Source organism: Paenibacillus sp. LPE1-1-1.1 (assembly GCF_040676435.1).
GTDB lineage: Bacteria > Bacillota > Bacilli > Paenibacillales > Paenibacillaceae > Pristimantibacillus.
Genome location: NZ_JBEGHY010000034.1, coordinates 24,697 through 48,069, shown reverse-complemented (window position 1 = coordinate 48,069; position 23,373 = coordinate 24,697). Strand labels below are relative to the sequence as shown.

At 47.6% G+C, this 23,373-nt stretch carries 22 protein-coding genes, 1 tRNA gene and 1 other RNA gene; 10 read left to right on the top strand and 14 right to left on the bottom strand.

What is annotated here, in order from left to right; translation table 11 throughout:
- Positions 1–101: 101 nt before the first annotated feature.
- Positions 102–1,211: a UDP-N-acetylmuramoyl-tripeptide--D-alanyl-D-alanine ligase gene (locus MRBLPE1_RS23440; RefSeq protein ID WP_364149878.1), complete on the bottom strand. Its 1,110-nt coding sequence runs from the start codon at positions 1,209–1,211 to the stop codon at positions 102–104.
- Positions 1,212–1,402: 191 nt separating this feature from the next.
- Between MRBLPE1_RS23440 and MRBLPE1_RS23435 the strand changes: the two genes are divergently transcribed.
- The 6 genes from MRBLPE1_RS23435 to MRBLPE1_RS23410 all read left to right on the top strand — a co-directional run bounded on the left by MRBLPE1_RS23435 (position 1,403) and on the right by MRBLPE1_RS23410 (position 6,128).
- Complete coding sequence (locus MRBLPE1_RS23435) at positions 1,403–2,452, top strand: CapA family protein (RefSeq protein ID WP_364149876.1); 1,050 nt, start codon at positions 1,403–1,405, stop codon at positions 2,450–2,452.
- A gap of 160 nt (positions 2,453–2,612) precedes the next feature.
- Entirely contained in the window at positions 2,613–3,059 is a 447-nt protein-coding gene (locus MRBLPE1_RS23430) for a hypothetical protein (RefSeq protein WP_364149875.1), read from the top strand.
- Between the two features lies 1 nt (position 3,060).
- Positions 3,061–3,276: a helix-turn-helix transcriptional regulator gene (locus MRBLPE1_RS23425; protein ID WP_364149873.1), complete on the top strand. Its 216-nt coding sequence runs from the start codon at positions 3,061–3,063 to the stop codon at positions 3,274–3,276.
- Positions 3,277–3,288: 12 nt separating this feature from the next.
- Complete coding sequence (locus MRBLPE1_RS23420) at positions 3,289–4,014, top strand: DUF4386 domain-containing protein (RefSeq protein WP_364149871.1); 726 nt, start codon at positions 3,289–3,291, stop codon at positions 4,012–4,014.
- Between the two features lie 349 nt (positions 4,015–4,363).
- Entirely contained in the window at positions 4,364–5,239 is an 876-nt protein-coding gene (locus tag MRBLPE1_RS23415) for a DNA-primase RepB domain-containing protein (protein ID WP_364149869.1), read from the top strand.
- Positions 5,240–5,456: 217 nt separating this feature from the next.
- Positions 5,457–6,128: a stalk domain-containing protein gene (locus tag MRBLPE1_RS23410; RefSeq protein WP_364149867.1), complete on the top strand. Its 672-nt coding sequence runs from the start codon at positions 5,457–5,459 to the stop codon at positions 6,126–6,128.
- A gap of 92 nt (positions 6,129–6,220) precedes the next feature.
- On the opposite strand, the gene MRBLPE1_RS23405 is transcribed toward MRBLPE1_RS23410, so the two are convergent.
- The gene (locus tag MRBLPE1_RS23405) at positions 6,221–6,583 is read right to left on the bottom strand and encodes a hypothetical protein (protein WP_364149865.1); all 363 of its coding nucleotides are present in this window, start codon (positions 6,581–6,583) and stop codon (positions 6,221–6,223) included.
- A 301-nt stretch (positions 6,584–6,884) separates the two neighbouring features.
- Between MRBLPE1_RS23405 and MRBLPE1_RS23400 the strand changes: the two genes are divergently transcribed.
- The gene (locus MRBLPE1_RS23400) at positions 6,885–7,514 is read left to right on the top strand and encodes a YfbR-like 5'-deoxynucleotidase (protein WP_364149863.1); all 630 of its coding nucleotides are present in this window, start codon (positions 6,885–6,887) and stop codon (positions 7,512–7,514) included.
- Positions 7,515–7,872: 358 nt separating this feature from the next.
- Here the strand turns inward: MRBLPE1_RS23400 and ssrA are convergent.
- Positions 7,873–8,237: a transfer-messenger RNA gene (gene ssrA / locus MRBLPE1_RS23395) on the bottom strand.
- Positions 8,238–8,500: 263 nt separating this feature from the next.
- Positions 8,501–8,980, bottom strand: a complete 480-nt coding sequence (smpB, locus tag MRBLPE1_RS23390) for an SsrA-binding protein SmpB (RefSeq protein ID WP_364149861.1) — start codon at positions 8,978–8,980, stop codon at positions 8,501–8,503.
- A 136-nt stretch (positions 8,981–9,116) separates the two neighbouring features.
- Between smpB and MRBLPE1_RS23385 the strand changes: the two genes are divergently transcribed.
- A complete protein-coding gene (locus MRBLPE1_RS23385; RefSeq protein WP_364149859.1) occupies positions 9,117–9,845 on the top strand; it encodes a copper homeostasis protein CutC in 729 nt (242 codons plus the stop codon).
- A gap of 100 nt (positions 9,846–9,945) precedes the next feature.
- Here MRBLPE1_RS23385 and MRBLPE1_RS23380 read toward each other — a convergent pair whose 3' ends face one another.
- The 10 genes from MRBLPE1_RS23380 to MRBLPE1_RS23335 all read right to left on the bottom strand — a co-directional run bounded on the left by MRBLPE1_RS23380 (position 9,946) and on the right by MRBLPE1_RS23335 (position 21,951).
- Entirely contained in the window at positions 9,946–10,146 is a 201-nt protein-coding gene (locus MRBLPE1_RS23380; RefSeq protein ID WP_028609190.1) for a cold-shock protein, read from the bottom strand.
- Positions 10,147–10,405: 259 nt separating this feature from the next.
- A complete protein-coding gene (rnr, locus tag MRBLPE1_RS23375) occupies positions 10,406–13,360 on the bottom strand; it encodes a ribonuclease R (protein WP_364149857.1) in 2,955 nt (984 codons plus the stop codon).
- Between the two features lie 169 nt (positions 13,361–13,529).
- The gene (gene secG / locus MRBLPE1_RS23370) at positions 13,530–13,766 is read right to left on the bottom strand and encodes a preprotein translocase subunit SecG (protein WP_183570711.1); all 237 of its coding nucleotides are present in this window, start codon (positions 13,764–13,766) and stop codon (positions 13,530–13,532) included.
- A gap of 99 nt (positions 13,767–13,865) precedes the next feature.
- On the bottom strand, positions 13,866–14,633 hold the full coding sequence (locus tag MRBLPE1_RS23365; protein WP_364149855.1) for a sugar phosphate isomerase/epimerase family protein: 768 nt from the start codon (positions 14,631–14,633) through the stop codon (positions 13,866–13,868).
- 132 nt (positions 14,634–14,765) lie between these two features.
- On the bottom strand, positions 14,766–16,058 hold the full coding sequence (gene eno / locus MRBLPE1_RS23360; RefSeq protein ID WP_308996222.1) for a phosphopyruvate hydratase: 1,293 nt from the start codon (positions 16,056–16,058) through the stop codon (positions 14,766–14,768).
- 31 nt (positions 16,059–16,089) lie between these two features.
- A complete protein-coding gene (gene gpmI / locus MRBLPE1_RS23355) occupies positions 16,090–17,631 on the bottom strand; it encodes a 2,3-bisphosphoglycerate-independent phosphoglycerate mutase (RefSeq protein WP_364149854.1) in 1,542 nt (513 codons plus the stop codon).
- A gap of 1 nt (position 17,632) precedes the next feature.
- Positions 17,633–18,391, bottom strand: coding sequence for a triose-phosphate isomerase (gene tpiA / locus MRBLPE1_RS23350; RefSeq protein ID WP_364149852.1), 759 nt, complete (start codon positions 18,389–18,391; stop codon positions 17,633–17,635).
- 45 nt (positions 18,392–18,436) lie between these two features.
- Positions 18,437–19,621, bottom strand: coding sequence for a phosphoglycerate kinase (locus MRBLPE1_RS23345; protein WP_364149850.1), 1,185 nt, complete (start codon positions 19,619–19,621; stop codon positions 18,437–18,439).
- A 173-nt stretch (positions 19,622–19,794) separates the two neighbouring features.
- Positions 19,795–20,799 (bottom strand): type I glyceraldehyde-3-phosphate dehydrogenase, encoded by a 1,005-nt coding sequence (gene gap, locus MRBLPE1_RS23340; RefSeq protein ID WP_364149848.1) that lies wholly within the window; start codon positions 20,797–20,799, stop codon positions 19,795–19,797.
- Between the two features lie 114 nt (positions 20,800–20,913).
- Positions 20,914–21,951 carry a sugar-binding transcriptional regulator gene (locus MRBLPE1_RS23335; protein WP_364149847.1) on the bottom strand — a complete coding sequence of 346 codons (1,038 nt, stop codon included), beginning with the start codon at positions 21,949–21,951 and terminating at the stop codon, positions 20,914–20,916.
- Between the two features lie 238 nt (positions 21,952–22,189).
- Between MRBLPE1_RS23335 and MRBLPE1_RS23330 the strand changes: the two genes are divergently transcribed.
- A tRNA-Arg gene (locus tag MRBLPE1_RS23330) sits at positions 22,190–22,264 on the top strand.
- Positions 22,265–22,580: 316 nt separating this feature from the next.
- Positions 22,581–23,165, top strand: coding sequence for an ATP-dependent Clp endopeptidase proteolytic subunit ClpP (gene clpP / locus MRBLPE1_RS23325; RefSeq protein ID WP_308996253.1), 585 nt, complete (start codon positions 22,581–22,583; stop codon positions 23,163–23,165).
- Positions 23,166–23,373: the final 208 nt, after the last annotated feature.

Genomic DNA, 23,373 nt, shown 5'->3' with positions numbered 1-23,373 from the left:
AACTTTAGAAGAACCTGAAATTTGCAATGAAAAAAGGCCTGTGATCCGCGGCTTCGCAAGGAAGCACGCTGTTTCACAAGCCGCTAAGGAGTAATCTATCGTTATTTTCTCTTTCCCGCGTTACGTTTCAAGTACTTTGCCACCGAACTCATGCGAAGTCGGTTTGACCCCTTGATCAAAATCGTCGTGCCCGGTTCCAGCTTTCGCAGCAAAGCCTTTTGCAGCTGTTGCTTGCTTGCGAAGCTCTTTATCCTATTCGCAGGAAAACCCGCTCCCCTGGCGCCGACCGCAATCTGCTTCGCTGTACCGCCCAGCGTATACAGATGACTGACATTTTTAGCGGCGGCATACCTTCCGACCTCTTGATGGCCCTTGGATGTATGCTTGCCTAATTCAAGCATAGAACCGAGTACCGCTATTCTCGTATTCGTTCCAATGGTCGATAACACATCGATAGCCGCTTTGGTTGCATCAGGGTTCGAGCTGTAAGCATCATCGATGACCTTTACGTTTCTGCCCAGACGATGGACGACTAACCGGCTCTTCGATCGCTCAAACGTTTTTAGCCCGACTTGAATTTGCTGCGTCGAAATTCCCAAGCCATGGGCAATCGCTACGGCAAACAGGGCGTTGTAAATATTATGCTCTCCGAGAATAGGAATATAAAAGGAATGCTGAGCGCCGTCCAGCTCTACTTTGAAGCTCATCCCGCCATTTTTATAATGGACATGAGTGGCTTTTAAATCCGCTTTATTCCGTATGCCTACCGTAATGATTTTACCTTTGAACCCTTTGGTATGGAGCAATGCGGAAGAAGGATCGTCTGCGTTCAACAATAATGTACCACTCGGCTTCATGTAACGGATCATCTCCGATTTTGCCTTGGCTACCCCGCTAATGCGACCGCCAAAGTTGCCTACGTGAGCCCTGCCTACATTCGTAATCACTCCGATACTCGGTTGTAAATACTGACAATGCCTTTTGATGTTTCCATAAAACTGCATCCCGTACTCTAGCACCACAGCCCGGTAAAAAGGACGAAGCATCCTGGCATGCCTTCTTGTCGCGCTCGGAGCATTATTATTGCGGGGTGATTTGAAAATTTTCCAACGCCTTTGCAGTACAGCTGCAATCATTTCTTTGGTAGTCGTCTTGCCGGCACTTCCGGTAACCGCGATGACGGGCCTTTGCCGCTTGATTATTTGCCCCAAAATACTGCCCCCTAAAACGCATAATGTCTTCTTTTCATATTGCCGCGTTATATTTTATGTTAAGAAAATAAAGAACGATTTGGTTGTATGACCAATTTGACTGCCCTTTCATCTCTTAGGGGCTAAGCACCTGGTATACCGGCTCATCATAAAATGAGGCAAAACCTTTATTGGGAAAGGATACAACTGCCTTGTCCACAGAATTCAAGCTTGCCGCCACCGGAGATATTTTGATGATAGGCCCTCTCCTGAAATCAGCCAAACATTTGAATAAAAACAGCTATTCATTTGAATCCGTGTTTCAAAATGTCAATCCTTTGTTCACACAAGCCGATCTCGTAATTGGCAATCTGGAGACGCCGCTCGCAGGGTCGGAAGCCCGTTATACGCAGTCGAATCCTCGCACAGGCTTTACGATGTTTAATTGCCCCGACGAATTGGCCCCCGCCTTAAAAGAATCGGGCTTTCACGTCTTGACTACGGCCAACAACCATTGCATGGATCGCGGCACGAAAGGCCTTGTCCGCACGCTGGAGGTTCTAGATGGCCACGGGCTTGCACACACCGGTACGTACTCATCCGATCCCGGAGCCGAGAACCATCTGATTCTGGACGTAAAAGGCATCAAGGTGGGAATCGCCAGCTATTCGAAAGGAACGAATAAAATCCCCTTGCCTTCGGATAAAGCATGGATGGTCAACCAAATCGATCCCTCGAATCATAAGAAAACCGCCGAGCATGTACGCAGGCTCGCCAGCCTTGTTGATGTTGTCGTGGTCTGCCTCCACATTGGAAAAGAGTGCCGCCATATCCCTTTGAAGCATTCACAACGCTTGGTGAATTTGCTGCTGGCTAACGGTGCGCATATCATTCTCGGCCATCATCCGCATGTCATTCAACCGGCCTTTGCCACCAAGGACGATCGCTTTGCTATCTACTCACTTGGCAATTTCATCTCTACCCGCCTCTACCGTAATCCAGCAACCAACTGCGGCGTCGTCCTGCAATTAACGGTCAAAAAAGAAACCGACGGAAGGGTTGCCGTGACGGAATCCAACCTCATCCCTACCTGGTCAACCCGGCTGAATACAGCAAACGGGGTGAAATACCGCATTCTGCAAATTCATCAAACGCTGTTGAGGCCCGAGTCCGGCCAATCCCTCTCCGATTGGAAATTGATGCGTAAAGTATGGAAGGACATGAAACCGCTCTTAGCCATCAGGCGATCCTCGTTATTATAAGAGCATGTATTCCAATTGCTAAATAGAAGTACGGGCTGGAACCACAGCCCTCTTTTGCATTTTGATGTAAAGTATACTTGACACTAAGTATAGTTTCCAATACACTGTGTATACAATCATTTACTTTTTTATAAAAATTAGCAGAAAAGGAAAGATGATAATGTCGTTTCAAGAAAAGAGAAACCTTGTATCTTTACTATCCACTTTGCTGATTTTCACCATGTATAGTCTGTATGTGTTTCATAAGTACCAAGAAGGGAGCTTTCATACATCGAATGAATACCGCTTCTGGGGAGCCTTCATCCTCATCTTAATTCCGGTGTCGATCATAGCGAAAGTGATCATCCATATCGTATTCAGCATAATTAACACCATCGCAACAAAAGAAAAAGAACCACTCATTACGGATGAGCTGGACCGATTGATTTATTTGAAATCCACGAGAAATTCCCATTATGTATTTATCATCGGTTTTCTTCTATCCATGATACCGCTGGTCATGGATCAACCGCCTTATGTCATGTTCATCCTGCTTATTGGTTCAGGGTTATTGTCGGAGTTGGTTGGAAACATTACGCAGCTGTATCTTTATCGGAGAGGTATCTAAGATGGGCAAATGGCATATTAGCAATAACATTCGGACCTTGCGCTTTAACCATGATGAAATGACCCAGCAGCAATTAGCAGATAAAGCGGGAGTAACTCGGCAAACCATCGTTGCAATCGAGAAAGGAAATTACTCGCCATCCCTGGAACTGGCCTTTCGTATAGCTCGCGTCTTTGGCTTAACGTTGGAAGAGGTATTCTCTTTTGAGGAAAATTAGGAGGGGTTAGAAATGACAAACCTTAACACCGAAGCCGCAAATTCACCGCTTTATTATGCCAGAATAGCTGGCTTCGGGCTTCTGCTTATGGCCATACTTGCCATGTTCTCTAATTTCACCGTTCTTGAAGGTCTTATTGTAGCGGATGATGCCGCAACGACGGCTAATAACATCATAACCAATGAGATATTGTTTCGGAGTGGATTTTTATGCTTTGTCCTCGTGCTTATTCTCGATGTACTGGTAACTTGGGCACTTTATGTTCTGCTCAAACCCGTTAATAAGAATCTTGCATTGCTCGCGGCATTGTTTAGGCTGGTATACACCGCGGTCTTTGGAATGGCCTTGCATCATTTTTTGAATGTTCTGCAGCTTCTAAGCGGCGCTGAATACTTAACGGTCTTCACGACAGAGCAGTTACACGCTCAGGCGATGTTACTGATTGATGCATTCAACAATGGATGGCTTATTGGATTGGTATTTTTCGGACTTCATTTATTGGTCGCGGGTTATTTAATCATCAAGTCTAGAGGCTATTTGCCAAAGCTGATTGGAATCTTCTTGGTCCTATCGGCTGCCGGATATCTAACCGATAGTATTGCACATTTTCTTCTGCCCAACTACTCCGACTACCAAACGGTATTTTTGCTGATTGTAGCCATACCTGGTGTGGTCGGAGAACTATCGTTAGCTTTTTGGCTTCTGATTAAGGGAGTTAAGGTTCAGCAAAGGCAATAGCTGTGATACATGGTTATCTTAAACCGCACTCCACCATGCCGGCTGCATGAATGATGAATAAGCCCTCGCCTTCGCGGCGGGGGCTTGCTTATTCTAACCATCCCTTTCAGCGCGCAATGGCAATCGCTTCGATCCTTTGGCTCCAAGCTTCCAGTCGCTTCCGACATATAATTACGCTTCAGTTCCCTTGCCCGTGGATTCAATTAGTGCGGGATGTCACAAAGTGCCTATGACAAATGTCAGAAAGAAAAATGGGTACCGTCGTTTACACTTGTCGCAGCTTTCCCGAATATGATTGGTTAGAAATAAATCCAACGTGTATCGCAAGCATAGGAGGGGATGTGGTTCAATGACGCAAAGGTATTCCAGCCACGCACGTCATTTCATAAGAAAACTTGGCTGCAAGAAGGACGAACAACTGCATTTCACCTTAGTCCATGACGCTGAGCACAAAAACCAGGCTTATAGCCATTCTTCCAATTATCCAGCGATGGCGCTGCATAAACCTCTATATCTACTTGAAAGACTCGCGCCTCGAATCACCCTCTTTTCCAAAAACAACTATCTAATCCATGTATTCAGCCAAAATATAAAAGGGTATGCGGTTTTTATGGAGATTAACTACCGCGAAACAAGGAAAAGCGATTTCAAGAAAATTAGAGCACAATTCATCGATGTTGACCTCAATAAGATTTCGGAGCATTTACACACCGAAGATCAAGTCCAGGAGAGGATGAAATCACTCCAATCCGATCCTTCAGAGAAGCTGCTATCCATTACAATTAAGAGAAATAAACAAGGTCAATACCATCTTTTAGCCCTGCGAACCAAAGAGAGAGTCGCTGCTTTGAAAAAAGAGTTTATGACAAAACATAAGAGACGCATTAAGAATACGATGATCATCGAAACAAAAAACGGGTATCACATCTATTGGGTCCTTCAAGGCGGATCCATAAACCGTTTCGTTCCTATCCAAAAAGCTTTAGCCCAAAAGTTCGGCTCGGATCCCATGATCACGAATCTATCAAGAGTCATGCGGTTGCCGGGCTTCTATCATATGAAAAATCCTGAAAGCCCCTTTATGGTTCGAGTCCGGCAATGGGGCAGAAAAAAGCCGTTCACGCAAAAGGAGCTCATTCGCTCCTTAGCATTAAAACCTGTTTTCACCGCAAAAGCCGGGCGAAAGCTTCAGAAGACCCCCACTCTTCAACTCTCAAGGGTGTGAGCCGGCTCAGTTTAGATCTAGATGGAGCCTATAAGACAGCAAAAACCCCGATCTCTAGAGGTCGGGGTTCTATTCCTTATCATATATGGGAATACAAAGCTTTTATTCAGCAGCCTCCTCGTGAGGCTTTCAGACTATACTCTTATACTTGGTTTTTATGTACAATAAATTCAGATAATTACCAATTATACTAAAATTATCCTTGGGAGAGTGCTACATGAAGAAGAAATGGATTGCGGCTGGAGCCGCTGGTATTTTACTAATGAGTACCAGCGCTGGTGTATATGCGGGCTCAAATCTGCAGCAGATTAAAGCATTTTTAAATCTTTCCATGAAATTTCAGGTGAATGGAAAACCGTTTCAACCGCAAAACGACAAAGGTGCGGTTATGGCACCAATCTCCTATAACGGCAGTACATATCTTCCAGTACGTGCAATGTCTAAAGCGCTCGGCGTTGCAATAGAATATGATAATAAAACCAATACCATCTTTCTCGGCGAAAAAGGGGTTGGCGTCTCGATTGCTGATGGTTTCGACAGCAATTTTCGGACTAAGGATCCCCAGTTAACGAGTTATAATGGCAAAGACTATAAAGACGTTTTCTTCAATAACGCCGACGGAAACCGTTCAAGCGGATTTATGCTTTATCCTAAGGGAAAATATCAAAAATTGTACCTTCAGGTAGCTGCAGTAGGCGAAGATATCAAGGAATTCTTCGTCCAAGATAGTGATACCGATGTTAAGCTTGAAATCGATACGATTGATGTGGCAGAGGGATTAAAAACGTTCGAGATTGACATTAGCGGCGTTGAAACTCTCTTTGTACACTCAGACCTCAAGGACGGCGGGAGCATCTTCATCCCCTTGACGACATCCTACTATAAATAAGCATCTGCAATGTCCCTCTCTAATCCGAGTTGGGCTTTAAAGCAAATAGAGCATCACCTGCTTATATGCAGGGATGCTCTATTTGGCAAACATTAGATGCTTGCGGCATTGATTTGATCAGCAGCAATTCTTGTTATACCAGGAAGAACGACGTTAGTCGTCCGGCTGGCTAAGTTGGTAAATAAAAAGTTTCCTCTACCATCTGTTCCTTGAAAAGTTCCAACGAAAACTCCACTGACACCACCGCCGTCAAATTGAATATTCACGTTGGGTGTGCCTGGGGCTAGGCTGCGAAGGAATGCTGCTGCTGAACTTCCTCCGACGCTGTTTCCACCAGAGCGATTTCCTCCCGTGCGATTTCCTCCAGTACGGTTTCCTCCCGAACGGTTTCCTCCAGTACGATTACCACCAGAACGATTACCACCAGAACGATTACCACTGCTTCTTTTTGGCATTTTGCTTCACTCCTTTTACTAGGGATAATCTATTCTATGAAAACAAATTCAAATGGTATGGACAAACTCATCAAGACCATTAGTATATTTTTTCGTAGAATTAATAGAAAAGGAGATCATCCACCAAGAGTGAGCTCATATAGAAGTTAATATCGAGGCAAAGCAAAACCCCTACCTAACGCAGTCGGGTTTTTCTCTTCCTTATATTACCTAATTTAATTAATCATCCACTAACAAATAATCTTTATACTAACTGTAATGCATCACATAATAAATTGATTAAGGAAGGGAATTGCATGCCATGGGGATTCATACGTATTTCCAATCACTTAATGATCTCGAACGTATTATTCGTTGTCCCGGTAAGTTTAAATTTGAAGAGCACAGCGTTGCCGCTCATTCCTGGAAGGTTGTACAATACGCTAAAACATTGGCGGATATTGAGGAAAGCAATGGCGTCACGATAGATTGGAAGAAGTTATACGAGATTACGAGCAGCCATGATTATGGTGAAATATTTATAGGAGATATTAAGACACCTGTTAAACACTATTCGCTAGAACTGCGAGGTATGCTGCAGCAGGTAGAGGAGGGCATGATTGCTCTTTTTATAGAGGAGAACATTCCAGAAGAGTTCAAGTCTATTTTCCGCAGACAACTGCGTGAAGGCAAGGACGATTCCGTCGAAGGTCTCATTCTTGAAGTGGCTGATAAACTTGATCAAGTGTACGAGGCACTTACTGAATTGCAAAGAGGCAACAGGGAGAAAGAATTTGTAGTCATGTATCGCGAAGCGCTTATCAAAATCAAAAAAATAAAGCTGCATTGCGTTGATTATTTTTTAAAGCATGTTTTACCTGACATCGTTAAGGAAAGCTCCAATTGCCCTGTTGATATCAAAAAGATTACTAAGGAAGCTTTAGAACTGTAGCTTCGACTTTCATTCAACTCCAATTACAACTTCAAATGATAACTTCAATTTCAAATATCAATGCCAAATTACATGCTTCAGGATACTATTAAAAGGAAATTTCTGAATCGCAGGGCTCCTCCATTTCAGTTTCAATCTCCCCCTTTTACGGTTATTTCACCACTTTCCATCATGTTGTCTTACCTTCTTTTCTTGAAACGTTCCTAGAGATCGATTTGATCAATTGGAACGAATAAGGGAAAGACTTTTTCAGTTTCATTCTACATAATCGCCGTTAAATGAAATGCTACAGGAGCAAATTATCTTTCAAGCACTTTAAAAAACAAAAACACCATCCTCACGCGGATGGTGTTAATGATGGTGGAGGCGAGGGGATTTGAACCCCTGTCCGAAGATCACGCCACACAGGCTTCTACGGGTGTAGTCACAGTTTTGATGTCACCCGAGTATCGCCCCGTAACCGGCTATACTTTGGGTCAGCCTGATTGTCTTCTTCAGCTCACCGCAGGCGGAGATGAGACAGCGTATTCCACTACTTGTTAGCCCCTAATCCAGTCACATGGACGATGCTGGGTAGAAGCACGCACACAGTTTCTTAGGCTGCGAAAGCGTAGTTTGTTTGTTGTTTGCCGTTTAATAGGCTTTAGCGTTGATGAAGCAGACGACTCCCTGCTACCCGCAACCCGCGCTCGTACAATCCCCGTCGAATCCATAAACGCCCCCAATTTTGCATAAACGGTTAGCTGCAGTTCCACATAGGTTCGGCACTAACGTTTAGCTCGATTGAAGCTTTAGGATTAAGGAGCAGTCACCGTCAGACTAATCATCTGGCAGGCCGTTCCGATTGTCTAGCACGAATGCACTTGCTTCGTTACTTACTTTGTTTGTCTTGCCGTTGCTACTGCTTTAGTATAACACGAATGAGCAGCGTCCGTGCATATTTGTTATTGGCAGTAATGGATGCTTGCTTCCATGGAAATAACAGTTTATCGAGCGACCTTCTGTTTCTCGCGCAAGGCACGCTGGATATCGCGCTGAGCGTCACGCTTAGCCGCCGTATCCCGCTTATCGTATTGCTTCTTACCTTTACCCAGACCAATCAACAGCTTCGCGTAACCATTGCGCACATAAATCTTCAAAGGAACAATGGCATATCCTTCTTGCTTCGACAAGCCCAAAAGCTTGTGAATCTGAGACTTGTGCATCAAAAGCTTACGAGCACGCGTTGGATCGGTAGGATTATGCATATTCCCTTGTTCGAATGGGCTAATGTGCATATTGTTGATGAACAACTCGCCGTTACGAATCGTTGCAAAAGCGTCACTGATGTTCGCCCTGCCGTTGCGGAGCGATTTGATTTCTGTACCGAGCAGCACCATGCCCGCTTCGAACGTTTCCTCAATGAAATAGTCATGGGAAGCCTTCTTGTTCTGGGCGAGCTGCTTGCCGTCACTTTTCTTACCCATGCTAGTCACCTCGACTTATTTAAGCTAAAATAGTGGTGCACGTATTCTGGTGTTCATTGTAACAACTTTATGAACGGAAATCAAGGCGGCGGTTAAGCTAACTTCTCTCGTGCCCTGCCAAAAAAGGAGAATTCCCATGCTGCTCGAAATCATTGCTATGACAGCCGATGAAGCGGTTACAGCCTCATTGCACGGCGCGGACCGCATAGAGCTTATCTCCGCCTTTGATCAAGGCGGTTTAAGTCCGGCGAAAGACATAACCATTACGGTAGTTGAAGCCCTTAAACGACTCGAACAATCAAACAGCACGCCTTTTCCCAAAACCACTCCCGTACATGTCATGGTGCGGCCTCACAGCCAATCTTTTGTGTACGATGAAGCTGATTTGCGTGGCATGATTGCGTATATGGAAAATATGCGACGCTTAGGCATTCATGCTTTCGTTCTAGGAACACTCCGCACAGACGGAAAAATCGATACCGAAGCTTTAGAACGTCTGCTGGATGCAGCGGGAGATCTTCCTGTCACTTTTCACCGTGCTTTCGATGAGATTGCCGATCAGGAAGAGGCATTGTCAACGCTAATGAAATACCCGCAAATTAAATGGCTGCTCACCTCAGGGGGAAAACCAAGCGTGCTTGATGCCGTCGATCAAATCATCAGGTTGAATGAACAAAGTTATGGACATGCTATAACTATCATGCCAGGAAGTGGAATTTCCATCGCCTCCTTGCCGGCTTTCATGGCTGCTACAAAATCACAAGCCGTACACCTTGGAACAGGTGTAAGAAACGGCGGAGTCACGGCCCCGATCGATGGCTCACTTGTCCGGACAGCACGTCAAATTCTAGATCAAAACCGCTAATAAACAACCTCTATTCAATAAAACACAAGCTTATTTACATACAAAAAAACCGCCTTCAACCCATAGGGTTAAAGGCGGCTTTATCAACGTTCGTAAGCTACTACAGCTTTACAACGTTTTCTGCTTGTGGTCCACGGTTGCCTTGAACAACGTTAAATTCTACGCGTTGTCCTTCTTCAAGAGTTTTGAAGCCTTCGCCAGTGATTGCGGAGAAATGTACGAATACATCGTTGCCGCCTTCAACTTCGATAAAGCCGAAACCTTTTTCTGCGTTAAACCATTTAACTGTACCTTGTTGCATGTGTAAAAACCTCCAAAAAAATAATATTAATATGCGCCTGGTTTGTCTTTAAACAAAAAATTCACACATTGGAAAGGGTTTCATGACTATAATGACACCCTTTTCAATATGTGAATTCAGGTTCATATTATCGATTGATTTGAGTGTACTATACCCAGAATTAAAAAGCAAGCGAGGATCTTAAATATATTTTCCCAAATTGCCCAGAACACGGCGACTCCCATTTATACCATAGATCGGAAATCGCCGCCCCTGTTTTTTACTTGCGATTTTTGCGAACAAACGCAGCCGTTGCGTTTCCGCCGCCTCCGTTTTTCTTCTTCCGCTTGCTCTTCACTGGAGCGTCGCTGCCTTCCGCGCTTACCGCATCCGCACTCCGCTCGCCATTAAACACACCGCTCGGCGACGTATTTTTCCGCCTCGCCGCCTCACCGCTGCCCTCGCTCCGCCGTTTCCCGGCGGCTCCGCCTCGGCCATTGCCGCCTGGCCCGCCGCCGCCGCGGATGGGCAAGCCCCACATATCCGTCCGCGAGCCGCTTCCGCTTCCGCGCGACTGCTCCCTGCCTTGGCCCGGCGGCATATCCGCCTCTTGCCCCGGCCCGCGCCCCGCCGGCGAATTCCCGCCGTCGTTCACGCCGGCTCCGGCTTCGCCGTCGCCCCGGCCGCGCCGCTTGCCGCCGCGGCCGCTGTCAGGCGCATCGATCCGCCACGGATTGGCTTGCTCGACAATGCCGACTACGCTGCGATCCTCGCCGCCGCCATATCCGCGTCCGCCGCCTTTGCCACCGCGGCCTTTTCCGCCGCGCTTGCTCTCGCCCGCTCCGCCTTGGCCAGCCGCGCCGCCGCGTCCGCCGCGGTTTCCTTCACTAGCTCCACCGCGTCCTCTTCCGCCCGCGCCTGCTCCGTCGCCTTTTCCTCCGCGGCCGCCTTCGCTCGATCCGCCTCGTTCTTTACCGCCGCGCCCGCGATCGACGCTTCCGGCGCGATCGCCGAAGCCGCCGCGTTTTTTGCCGCCGCGCTCACCACCAAAGCTGCTTGGAATGCCTTTGCCGCTGCGCGGCTTCATATCCACAAGCTCGAAGTCGATCGTGTGCTCCGTCATGCTTACGCGAGTAACGCGTATCTTCACTTCATCGCCGATCCGGTATATTTTAGATGTCCGTTCGCCGACTAAGATCATATGCTGCTCATGGAAATTGTAGTAGTCATCCGACATGTCGCTCAGACGAATCAAGCCTTCAACCGAATTATCCAGCTCGATAAACATACCGAAGCTCGTTACGCTGCTAATGATCCCTTCGAATTCCTCGCCGACTTTATCGAGCATGTATTCGCATTTCTTCAGCTGCTCCGTATCGCGCTCCGCATCGACCGCCACCCGCTCGCGCTCCGACGAATGCTGCGCAATATCCGGCATGCGCGCCGTCAACGCTTCATGACGAGCCTCCGTCAATTGGCCCCCGCCATTCAGCACCTCGCGGATTACGCGGTGAATGACCAAATCGGGATAACGGCGTATCGGCGATGTGAAATGGGAATAAAACTCTGCCGCAAGCCCAAAATGTCCTAGGCTCTCCGCATCATATTTGGCTTGCTTCATGGAGCGGAGCATGACCGTCGAAATGACGGTTGCCTCCTTCGTGCCGCGGATATCTTCAAGTAAGGTCTGCAGCGCTTTGGGATGGATCGAATTGCCCTTGCCCTTCACGGCATAACCGAAGTTCGCTGCGAACTGCACGAAATTCAGCAGCTTCTCCTGCGACGGATCCTCATGGATCCGATAAAGGAATGGAACGCGCAGCCAATGGAAATGCTCGGCTACCGTTTCATTCGCTACAAGCATAAACTCTTCAATGATTTGCTCAGCTACCGAACGCTCACGCTTGATGATATCAATCGCTTTGCCGTTCTCATCCACGATGACCTTCGATTCCTGGAAATCAAAATCAATCGAGCCGCGCTTCATCCGTTTGGAACGAAGGCGCATCGCCAAGTCCTCCATAAGGCCGAACATGTCCAGCAGATCCGCATAACGTTCCTTGAGTTCGGTTTGCGGTTCTTCCTCTGTTGCCGTCAATACTTTTTTCACATTCGTATAGGTCATTCGCTCTTTGGTACGGATGACGCTCGTAAATACATCATGACGAACACGCTTCAGCGTCTCCGCGTCAAACTCCATCTCGCATGAAAGCGTCAGACGATCAACCTTCGGATTAAGTGAGCAGATCCCATTCGACAAACGATGCGGAAGCATCGGAATCACGCGGTCGACCAAATAAACGCTGCAGCCCCTGCGGTAGGCCTCTTGGTCAAGCTCTGAGTTTTCTGTAACATAGTAGCCCACGTCGGCAATATGCACGCCTAGCAAATAGTTGCCGTTCTCCAGCCGCTTCACGTGCACGGCATCATCAAGATCCTTTGCATCCTCGCCGTCGATGGTAACAATGACCTCTCCGCGCAGATCTCGCCTGCCCTGCTGCACGATTTCTTCATCCGTGATCGAATCCGGCGCTGCCTCCGCCTCAGCCATGACTTCGTCGGGAAAACCCTCCGGCAGCTGATGCTTGCGGATAATCGACAAAATGTCGACGCCCGGATCGTTCTTATGTCCTAAAATTTCGACAATTTCCCCTTCGGCCGCAGAACGCCCTTCGGGATACGATACAATTTTTACGACGACCTTCTGGCCAGAAACAGCCCCTTGATAGCCGCCCTTAGGTATGAAAATATCACGGTTGATCCGTTTGTCATCCGGCACAACGAAAGCATAAACCTCATGATCCTCAAATGTTCCGACGATTTGCGTGACGGCGCGCTCGACGATCCGGACTACCTCGCCCTCCATCCGTCCGCCATGCTCGCTCCTTGAAGTGACCCGAACGAGAATAATATCCCCGTTCATTGCGCTCTTCAAATCATTCGCATGAAGATATACGTCGCCATGGTCTTTCTCATCCGGAATCAAGAAGCCGAAGCCCTTCGCATGTGACTGAAGCTTCCCGCGCAGCAAGTTCATTCGTTCCGGAACTCCGTAATGGTCATTAGGCGTGCGGATGATTTTCCCCTCATCCTCCAGCTTGTTCAGCAGCTTAAGGAATTCCTTGAATTCCACTGCGCCCTCAATGCCAAAATGCTTCTCAAGCTCTTGGTAAGTCATCGGCTTATAAGCCGTTTCTTTCATAAAATCAAGCAATTCCTGCTCGTAGTTGGCCATTAGTATTTATTCTCCTCATAAACCTGCTCATGATACTAGCTTCGCTTGCCACAGGTTGATAGATTATCATATACCATGTAGTATACACGAAATGGAAGCCGCGCATCCGTGATTATGATGAAAATACAAAAAAAGCGAGGAATATCCTCGCTTTCTGCGTGTGTGTTCGTTATTGTTTTACGAAGTAAGATACAACAAGCGCTAATATGAAGAAGCCAGCTGCCAGAACTACTGTCAAACGCTGCAAGAACAAATCCAAACCGCGCGCTTTCTGTTTGCCGAACAGGTGCTCAGCGCCGCCCGTAATCGCTCCGGACAAGCCTGCACTCTTACCCTTTTGCAGCAATACTACAGCAATCAGGCCGACAGAAAATATAACGAGCACGATCTTCAATAAGATATCCATTCATTCCACCTCCAGCATAGGAGCTCCGTAAAAACACGTAAATCGAGTGTACCATAGCTGGGCACAAAATACAATAGTACAACCCCATGGCACAGCCTTTTATGCAAACCCGTGTTCTTTTAAAAATTGATAATTATTGGCTGCGCTATCAAGCGAGCTCGATTCGAACTGCTCCTGTTCCACAAACATAAAGTCTACGCCTGCCGGCTCGAGTTCGCTTAGAAGCTGTGAATAGCCAACTTCTCCTTTGCCGATTTCCGCATCTTTCAGCCCTTTGTTGAAATCCTTCAAATGGACTACCGGAATGCGGCCTTTGTATTTCCTCAAGTAGTCAGCAGGCTTATATCCCGCCACGTGGAGCCAACCCAGATCGAATTCCATGATCATAAGCTCTGTCGGCATGCCCGACAATAGGTGATCAATAATAGGCTTTTTTTCCACTAATTTAAATTCGAACTCATGATTGTGATACCCATACTGCATGCCGGCAGCCCTTACTTGCTGCGCGCATTTCGTAAACACATCAATTAAGTACTTCACGTTGTCCATCGTTGGCAGTTCCGGGAGCGGTGCCCAAGGCGTAATAATGTAGGACACGCCAAGCTCCTTGGCATATTCGATTTGTCCGGCAAAATCCGACTCCATATGCTTGGAATCGCTAAAGTTTAAAGGAACATGGACAGAGGGAGCTTTTAGCCCGAGCTCCTCCAGCTTACTTTTCAACTCCTTAGCCGGCGTTTTGAAATAACCAGCAAATTCGACAGCTGTGTAACCTATTTTGGCTGCTTTCTCGAGCGTGCCCAGGAAATCAATTTCGGTCTGATCCCTAAGTGAATACATTTGAATGCCAATACCCGGTTTTGCCACTTCATACACCGCCTAGTCGCATGATACTTTTCATGATTATTATGTCCCATATGCGTAGACGGGCTATTCGCCAAAAAAAAGAAGGGCATGCCCGAGTGGGCATACCCTTCTCCATAAGCCGCTAAATGCGTCTTATTTGAAGTTTTTCAAGTTATAGAATGCTGATTTGCCAGCATATTGAGCCGTTGAACCCAATTGGTCTTCAATGCGAAGCAATTGGTTGTATTTTGCAACGCGGTCCGTACGGGACGGTGCGCCTGTTTTGATTTGGCCAGCGTTTGTCGCTACAGCGATATCAGCGATTGTGCTGTCTTCACTCTCGCCTGAACGGTGAGAGATAACAGCTGTGTAGCCTGCGCGTTTTGCCATTTCGATTGCATCGAAAGTTTCAGTAAGCGAACCGATTTGGTTAACTTTAACCAGGATCGAGTTGCCCACGCCTTTGTCGATACCGTCAGCAAGGCGCTCAGTGTTCGTAACGAACAGGTCGTCACCAACAAGCTGTACTTTACCGCCAAGCTTCTCAGTAAGCAATTTCCAACCATCCCAATCGTCTTCGGAGCAGCCATCTTCGATTGTAATGATTGGGTATTTGTCAGCCCATGAAGCAAGAAGGTCAACGAACTCAGCAGGTGTGAACGATTTTCCTTCGCCTGCAAGCACGTATTTACCGTCTTTGAAGAACTCAGTGGAAGCAACGTCCATACCGAGGAATACGTCAACGCCTGGCTTGTAGCCTGCGCGCTCGATAGCGGAGATGATTGTTGTAATTGCTTCTTCGTTTGAACCAAGGTTAGGAGCGAAGCCGCCTTCGTCGCCAACAGCTGTGTTAAGACCTTTGTCATGCAATACAGCTTTCAGGTTGTGGAAGATTTCAGCACCGATACGAAGAGCTTCTTTGAAGCTTTCAGCACCGACAGGAAGAACCATGAATTCTTGAACGTCGATGTTGTTGTCAGCGTGCTCGCCGCCGTTGATGATGTTCATCATTGGAACAGGAAGCACTTTAGCGTTGAATCCGCCAAGGTAAGTGTAAAGAGGCACGTCAAGCGCGTCAGCAGCTGCGCGAGCGACTGCCATCGATACCGCTAGAATCGCGTTAGCGCCCAGCTTAGCTTTGTTAGGCGTACCGTCAAGCTCGATCATTTTACGGTCGATTGCTACTTGGTCAAGAGCATCCAAACCGATGATTTCAGGAGCGATTTCAGTGTTAACATTTTCAACGGCTTTCAGAACGCCTTTACCTAGGTAACGGGATTTGTCGCCGTCGCGAAGCTCAACAGCCTCGTATGCGCCGGTGGAAGCGCCGGATGGAACGATTGCGCGGCCTTTGCCGCCGGACTCTAGGGAAACCTCTACTTCTACAGTTGGATTCCCGCGGGAATCAAGCACTTCGCGTGCATATACATCAACGATAATTGACATGTGAGAAAACACTCCTTTTAAAGTTTTATTTTTAACGCTTGTTGATTAAAGTAACGCCTGTCATTTCAGTCGGCTTAGCCAGTTCCAGAAGATCAAGAAGCGTCGGTGCGATGTCGGCAAGAATGCCACCCTCGCGAAGAGTCTCGCCTGCTTTCGTTACGATAAGCGGAACAGGATTCGTCGTATGCGCCGTAAACGGACGGCCATTCTCGTCAAATACCATATCAGCATTACCATGGTCAGCCGTGATGATGCAAACGCCGCCTTTGGCCAGTACCGCTTCCACTACTTTGCCAAGGCATTCGTCCGTCGCTTCAACCGCTTTAATCGTAGGCTCCAGCATGCCGGAGTGGCCTACCATATCAGGGTTAGCGAAGTTTAGGATAATCGCGTCATGCTTGTCTGATTCAATTTCGCGTACCGTGGACTCGGCAAGCTCGTAAGCGCTCATTTCCGGCTTCAGGTCGTATGTTGCGACCTTAGGGGAATTAATAAGCACGCGGGTTTCGCCAGGAAGCTCATGGTCGCGTCCGCCGCTGAAGAAAAACGTAACATGCGGATACTTTTCGGTTTCTGCAGTGCGCAGCTGTGTCTTGTTGTTTTGCACGAGTACTTCGCCCAGCGTATTATCAAGGTTCTTTGGTGAATACGCAACGAATCCGCCTACGGTTTCACTGAACAACGTCAAACAAACGAAATACAGATTAACCGGGTGACTCACGCCGCGGTCAAAGCCTCGGAAGTCCTCGTTTGTGAATACCTGCGACAATTGAATCGCGCGGTCAGGACGGAAATTGAAGAAAATAACGGCGTCCTCGGATTCTACAAGACCGACAGGCTTGTTTTCTCCATCCACAATAACCGTTGGCATAACGAATTCATCATAAACCGATTTCTCGTAGGATTCAACTACTGCTTGAATCGGATCGTAATATTGAGGGCCTTCGCCGTAAACCATTGCGCGGTAAGACTTCTCAGTACGCTCCCAGCGTTTGTCGCGGTCCATCGCATAATAACGGCCTTGAACCGTTGCGATACGGCCTACGCCAACCTCTTCGATCTTCGCCTGCAGGCGTTCGAGGTAACCTTTCGCGCTGTCCGGAGACACATCGCGTCCGTCCAAGAATGCATGGATGTAAACATCCTCGAGCTCTTCCTTCTTCGCTAGATCCAGCAAAGCGAACAAATGCTCAATATGGCTGTGCACGCCGCCGTCCGAAAGCAAGCCGTACAGATGAAGCTTCTTGCTGTTTGTTTTCACATGGCGGACAGCGCCAAGAATGGTTTCATTCTCGTAAAACTCGCCGTCGCGGATTGATTTGCTGATACGGGTTAAATCCTGATATACGATACGGCCCGCGCCGATATTCAAGTGGCCAACCTCGGAGTTGCCCATTTGGCCTTCCGGCAATCCAACCGCTTCGCCGGATGCCGTTAGTGTCGTATGCGGATATGTCGACCAATAACGGTCGTAATTTGGTTTATTAGCTTGTGCAACGGCGTTGCCTGTAACATCATCGCGCAAGCCGAAGCCGTCGAGAATAATGAGCGCAACAGGTTTTGGTGCAGCCATCTTACTTGGCCCCCTCGACCAGTGCGATATAGGATGCAGGCTCAAGGCTCGCGCCGCCGACAAGTGCGCCGTCGATGTCCGCTTGACCCATGTATTCAGCAACGTTGTTAGGCTTCACGCTGCCGCCGTATTGGATGCGAACCGCATCTGCAGTCGCTTGGTCATAAAGACCTGCAACCACGCCGCGGATGTATCCGATAACGTCCTGTGCGTCCTCGGAAGTAGAAGATTTGCCTGTTCCGATTGCCCAGATTGGCTCGTATGCGATAACGATTTCAGCTGCTTGTGCCGCGGATACGCCTTGGAAAGCCGCTTCCGTTTGCACTTTGCATACGTCCTTCGTTTGTCCAGCTTCACGCTCTTCCAGCTTCTCGCCTACGCAAACGATAGGAAGCAGGCCGTTTTTGAAGGAAGCATGAACCTTCTTGTTGACGATCTCATCCGTTTCCGCAAAATAAGCGCGACGCTCGGAGTGGCCGATAATCACGTATTTCACGCCAAGATCCTTCAGCATTACGCCGCTGATTTCACCCGTGAATGCACCGTTGTCTTCAAAGTGGACGTTTTGCGCACCGATTGCGATCGTAGTGCCTTTTGCTGCTTCAACAAGCGCGGGAAGCGTCGTGTATGGCGCGCAAATCACGCTCTCTACACCGTCAACCTCAGCCTTGCCTTTAATTTCGGAGAAAAATGTTACAGCTTCGGATACCGTTTTGAACATTTTCCAGTTACCTGCGATAATCGGTTTTCTGTTGCTCATGCGTAATCCTCCTCATATCATTTTATTTTATTTTTGTAAAATCTATTATTTATCGTTAAGAGCTACAACGCCTGGAAGCACTTTGCCTTCCATAAACTCTAGGGAAGCGCCGCCGCCTGTCGAGATGAAATCCATTTTGTCGGCAAGGCCGAATTTTTCAGCTGCCGCAGCAGAGTCGCCGCCGCCGATTACGGAGTAGCCAGTTGTCTCTGCGCATGCGTTAGCAACTGCTATTGTACCGTGGGAGAAAGGCTCGATTTCAAATACGCCCATTGGTCCGTTCCATACAACCAATTTCGAGTTTTTGATAACATCAGCATAAAGCTCGCGTGTTTTCGGACCGATGTCAATGCCTTCCCAATCAGCAGGAATGCTGTCAACGTCTACGATTTGCGTGTTAGCGTTCGCGCTGAAATCGTCAGTAACAACGATATCTACCGGGATCAAGAAGTTTTTGCCGAGTTTTTTTGCTTTCTCCATGAACTCAAGCGCCAAATCCAGCTTGCTGTTATCCACGAGCGATTTGCCGATTTCATGGCCTTGCGCTTTAAAGAATGTATAAGACAAGCCGCCGCCGATAAGAACGTTGTCGGCAATTTCTAGCATTTTATCGATAACCGCGATTTTATCTTTTACTTTTGAACCGCCAACGATAGCTGTGAAAGGACGCTCCGGGTTGTTCAACGCTTTGCCTAATACTTCAAGCTCTCTCTCCATAAGCAGACCCGATACGGCTGGCAGGATATGCGCGATGCCCTCTGTTGAAGCGTGAGCGCGGTGAGCGGCGCCGAAAGCGTCGTTAACGAACAGGTCAGCGAGCTTAGCGAATGCTTTAGCGAGTTCCGGATCGTTTTTCTCTTCGCCTTCGTAGAAACGAACGTTTTCAAGAAGCAATACATCGCCGTTGTTCAAAGCGGCAACCTGTGCTTCAACTGCTTCGCCGATAGCTTCATCCGCTTTTGTTACTTGCTTGCCAAGAAGCTCGGACAAACGCGCTGCGGAAGCCGTGTGGCGAAGTTCTTCTACCACTTGACCGTTCGGACGGCCAAGATGGCTTGCAAGAATCACTTTTGCGCCTTTTTCGATTAGGAAGTTAATCGTAGGAAGCGTTTCACGAATACGCTTGTCATCCGTAATCTTACCATCCTCAAGCGGCACGTTGAAATCAACGCGAACAAATACCCGTTTACCAGCTAGCTCTGCTACATCACGTACACTTTTCTTATTCATCAATGAAACCTCCCGAAAATGTGTTATGGAAAGGATGGCTGTTGAACCACAAAAAAAAGAAGGGCGTTCCTTCAAAGAAGAAACGCCCCCATGATTTACGTCTCCTAGAAGCCGCAAATCAAAGACCTGTGCTCCGCATGCGCGAAAGCCGCGGGTCCGTCCGCCTTCTTTGCTTACAGACCTTTGCTTGCGATGTAAGCAGCAAGATCAACTACGCGGTTCGAGTAACCCCACTCGTTGTCGTACCATGAAATAACTTTAACCATGTTTCCTTCAACAACCATAGTCGAAAGACCATCGATTGTGGAAGAAGCAGGGTCGCTATTGTAGTCGCTCGATACAAGCGGCAATTCGTTGTAGTTCAAGATGCCTTTAAGTGGACCTTCAGAAGCTTCTTTCAATGCTGCATTAACTTCTTCTACTGTTACGTTAACTTTAAGCTCAGCAACAAGGTCAGTTACGGATACGTTTGGCGTAGGAACGCGCATTGCCATACCGTTCAATTTACCTTTAAGCTCAGGAAGAACAAGTGCTACAGCTTTTGCAGCGCCAGTGGAGGAAGGAATGATGTTCTCAGCAGCTGCGCGAGCACGGCGCAAGTCTTTGTGAGGAACGTCAAGCACGGATTGATCGTTTGTGTAGGAGTGAATAGTAGTCATCATACCTTTAACGATTCCGAATTTGTCGTTCAATACTTTTGCGAATGGTGCTAGGCAGTTCGTTGTGCAAGAAGCGTTGGAAATAATGGTATGTGCCGCAGCGTCGTATTTATCTTCGTTAACGCCGATAACCACTGTAATATCTTCGTTCGTTGCCGGAGCGGAAATGATAACTTTTTTAGCGCCGCCTTGCAAGTGAAGCTCAGCTTTTTCTTTCGCTGTGAAAATACCAGTTGATTCAACTACGATTTCAACGCCAACAGATCCCCAAGGAAGGTCAGCAGGGTTACGCTCTGCGAATACTTTGATTTCGCGGCCGTTTACGATAAGCGCGCCTTCTTTTGCTTCAACAGTACCGTCAAGTTGACCGTGTGTAGTATCGTATTTCAGAAGATGTGCCAGTGTTGCAGTATCCGTAAGATCGTTTACTGCCACGATTTGAACATCAGGGTTGTTCAGTGCTGCGCGGAATACGTTACGGCCGATGCGACCAAAACCATTAATACCAACTTTAACCATTTTTTATTTCCTCCTAAGCGTTTTTAAAAGATATTAAAATATATTTCAAGATGTTTTGCGCGCGGCCGAAGGCCACTTGCAAATCATCATGATTCCTTCAATTCCGTTAAAAGCTTAATCCTTCTCCTGCTCGATCAACGCGACGATTTCAAGTGCAGCCGCTTCATCGGTAACGAGTACGTCATTGTGACCAAACCGCATAATCGCCGCTATAGCCTCGCCCTTGCTCTTACCGCCTGCAACGCCTATAACAACTTCAGTCTTCACAATATCCTCGAGCCGTAACCCTACCGTTTGCATTTTGTGCACGACAGCGCCTTTGCGGTCAAAATAAAATCCGAACGACTCCGCCAAAGCTCCTTCAGCTTCCATAGCGTCAATGATCTCACGATCCAAACGCCGGCGTCTCGCCATGACCATAGCATCTCCGATTCCGTGTACAACGATGCGAGCACTGCGGATGACATCCACGATTTCCTTAATATTCGGTTCCTGCATAATGGACGCGAACGCTTCCTCGCCGAGATGATCAGGCACGTGTAGAAGCCTGTACTGCGCTCCTGTGCGTTTGGCCATCATCGAAGCAATTGTATTCGCTTGATAGTCCAGGCTCTCTCCAAGACCGCCTCTAGCCGGTACGAACCAGTTCGTCTTAAGCTGCGAGGAACTCATCAGTTGATTCGATATTTGCGCAATGGTTGTTCCGCCCGTTACTGCCACGACATCGTTTGGCTGCATAACTTTGATCAGCACCTGGCTGCCTGCGCGGCCAAGCTCACGTTTTGTCTGAGCAGAAATCTCCGAATCGCCGGCGACAATAACGACCTGCGTTAACCCGTAATGGCTGCGTATCGTTTCTTCCAGCTCGGAAAGTCCGAACATCGTCTTGTAGAATGGCTCAAGCTGCTCTAATAAAAGCTTGCCTGAATCGCTAATCCGCATGCCCCCCGAATGAATCTCGAGCAGCCCCTGCGATTTCAGAAAATCGGTCTCCGCCCGAAGCATCCGCTCCGTCATCGATAATGCCGACGCCAACGTTCGGCGCCCGATTAAATCCGACAGCATCACCCGATGCAAAATCGAATACCGTTTCTTCATGACGTCGAGCAGATCCGGTACAAGCTGCTGCTGCAGTTCAACGATCTGACGCATCTCTCATCCTTCACTCCATCGGCCTATAGCGTATTCGCTTCAAACACGTTGGACCTATTACGTCCCGCGGTATCGTTTCAAGTCCCACCTTTAGTTTATCGGAAATTTTCATTTGTAGCAATAGTCGTTTTTGTTTTGAAAACGGTTTCCGACACATTTTTAACAAATTTAATTTTTGATTACCCCTTGCTTTAAAACCCTGAATATCATATAATAATTTTTGCGACAATTTTCAAATGCGCCCGTGGTCCAATGGATATGACGCAGCCCTCCGAAGGCTGAGATCTAGGTTCGATTCCTTGCGGGCGCGCCACTACGACATTTCAGCCATTAAGGCTTGCAACACCTATAATGATACAGACTAACCGTTCCTATACATGGGGCGGTTTTTTTGTGCTTCCGCGAAAGAAGATTCTTTACGGTAAACTTCCACCCTCAGCCTCAGAAATATGACCCGGACAGCACTGTATTTTCCTTTCAAAGCGCCAACTAACACCGTTTTAATTTGATCTCCCGAAAGGCATGACAGGACTTGTTTGACTATCTTTGACTTTTGCTTTTTCATCCGTTATTATGAGAATACGATTTAACCATTCATTGTTTTTTCAAGGAGGGGGCTTACGTTGGATATGAATTTCGTTCCTATGGTTATTGAGCAAAACAATCGAGGTGAGCGTGCGTATGATATTTACTCTCGCCTATTGAAAGACCGCATTATTTTTCTAGGATCCGGTGTAAATGACGTGGTGGCCAACTCCATCATCGCTCAATTGCTTTTCCTGGCGGCAGACGACCCAGAGAAAGACATCTCACTTTATATTAACAGCCCAGGCGGTTCGATTACGGCAGGCATGGCTATTTATGATACGATGCAATACATTAAACCGGATGTATCTACGATCTGTGTCGGCATGGCTGCTTCCATGGGAGCTTTCTTGCTTACCGCAGGCGCTATCGGCAAACGTTATGCGCTTCCGAACAGCGAAGTCATGATTCACCAGCCGCTAGGCGGCGCGGAAGGCCAAGCCAGCGATATCGCTATTCGCGCGAAGCGCATTATCGGTATGCGCGACAAGCTGAACGGCATTCTCGCAGAGCGCAGCGGTCAATCGCTTGAGCGCATCGAGAAGGATACGGACCGCGATTACTTCATGAGCGCAGTTGAAGCCAAAGAATACGGCCTTGTCGATAAAGTTATTGAGAAGCTCGCTTAATAGCAAGAGATCTTTCATTTTACAGAACGGGGCTATCCCTACTGGTCTGCATGGACCTAAGGGATAGCCCCGTTTTTTTAATGCGGCTGTACGCAATTCGAATTAGCAGGAGAAATTCATGTTCATAAAATAGGACATACGTTCTTCTTTGTTATTGGTCTTCACATTAAAAAAAGCCTTCCTCGGTCATCAGACCTAGGACGGCTTT

Bases quoted from the DNA above. Each gene is read 5' to 3' on its own strand.
- MRBLPE1_RS23415 (WP_364149869.1), top strand. From the start codon at position 4,364: ATGACGCAAAGGTATTCCAGCCACGCACGTCATTTCATAAGAAAACTT.
- MRBLPE1_RS23420 (WP_364149871.1), top strand. From the start codon at position 3,289: ATGACAAACCTTAACACCGAAGCCGCAAATTCACCGCTTTATTATGCC.
- gpmI (WP_364149854.1), bottom strand. From the start codon at position 17,631: ATGGCTGCACCAAAACCTGTTGCGCTCATTATTCTCGACGGCTTCGGC.
- MRBLPE1_RS23410 (WP_364149867.1), top strand. From the start codon at position 5,457: ATGAAGAAGAAATGGATTGCGGCTGGAGCCGCTGGTATTTTACTAATG.
- eno (WP_308996222.1), bottom strand. From the start codon at position 16,058: ATGTCAATTATCGTTGATGTATATGCACGCGAAGTGCTTGATTCCCGC.
- gap (WP_364149848.1), bottom strand. From the start codon at position 20,799: ATGGTTAAAGTTGGTATTAATGGTTTTGGTCGCATCGGCCGTAACGTA.
- MRBLPE1_RS23400 (WP_364149863.1), top strand. From the start codon at position 6,885: ATGGGGATTCATACGTATTTCCAATCACTTAATGATCTCGAACGTATT.
- MRBLPE1_RS23335 (WP_364149847.1), bottom strand. From the start codon at position 21,951: ATGCGTCAGATCGTTGAACTGCAGCAGCAGCTTGTACCGGATCTGCTC.
- smpB (WP_364149861.1), bottom strand. From the start codon at position 8,980: ATGGGTAAGAAAAGTGACGGCAAGCAGCTCGCCCAGAACAAGAAGGCT.
- MRBLPE1_RS23425 (WP_364149873.1), top strand. From the start codon at position 3,061: ATGGGCAAATGGCATATTAGCAATAACATTCGGACCTTGCGCTTTAAC.
- MRBLPE1_RS23385 (WP_364149859.1), top strand. From the start codon at position 9,117: ATGCTGCTCGAAATCATTGCTATGACAGCCGATGAAGCGGTTACAGCC.
- tpiA (WP_364149852.1), bottom strand. From the start codon at position 18,391: ATGAGCAACAGAAAACCGATTATCGCAGGTAACTGGAAAATGTTCAAA.
- MRBLPE1_RS23405 (WP_364149865.1), bottom strand. From the start codon at position 6,583: ATGCCAAAAAGAAGCAGTGGTAATCGTTCTGGTGGTAATCGTTCTGGT.
- MRBLPE1_RS23345 (WP_364149850.1), bottom strand. From the start codon at position 19,621: ATGAATAAGAAAAGTGTACGTGATGTAGCAGAGCTAGCTGGTAAACGG.
- MRBLPE1_RS23380 (WP_028609190.1), bottom strand. From the start codon at position 10,146: ATGCAACAAGGTACAGTTAAATGGTTTAACGCAGAAAAAGGTTTCGGC.
- MRBLPE1_RS23430 (WP_364149875.1), top strand. From the start codon at position 2,613: ATGTCGTTTCAAGAAAAGAGAAACCTTGTATCTTTACTATCCACTTTG.
- secG (WP_183570711.1), bottom strand. From the start codon at position 13,766: ATGGATATCTTATTGAAGATCGTGCTCGTTATATTTTCTGTCGGCCTG.
- clpP (WP_308996253.1), top strand. From the start codon at position 22,581: ATGAATTTCGTTCCTATGGTTATTGAGCAAAACAATCGAGGTGAGCGT.
- rnr (WP_364149857.1), bottom strand. From the start codon at position 13,360: ATGGCCAACTACGAGCAGGAATTGCTTGATTTTATGAAAGAAACGGCT.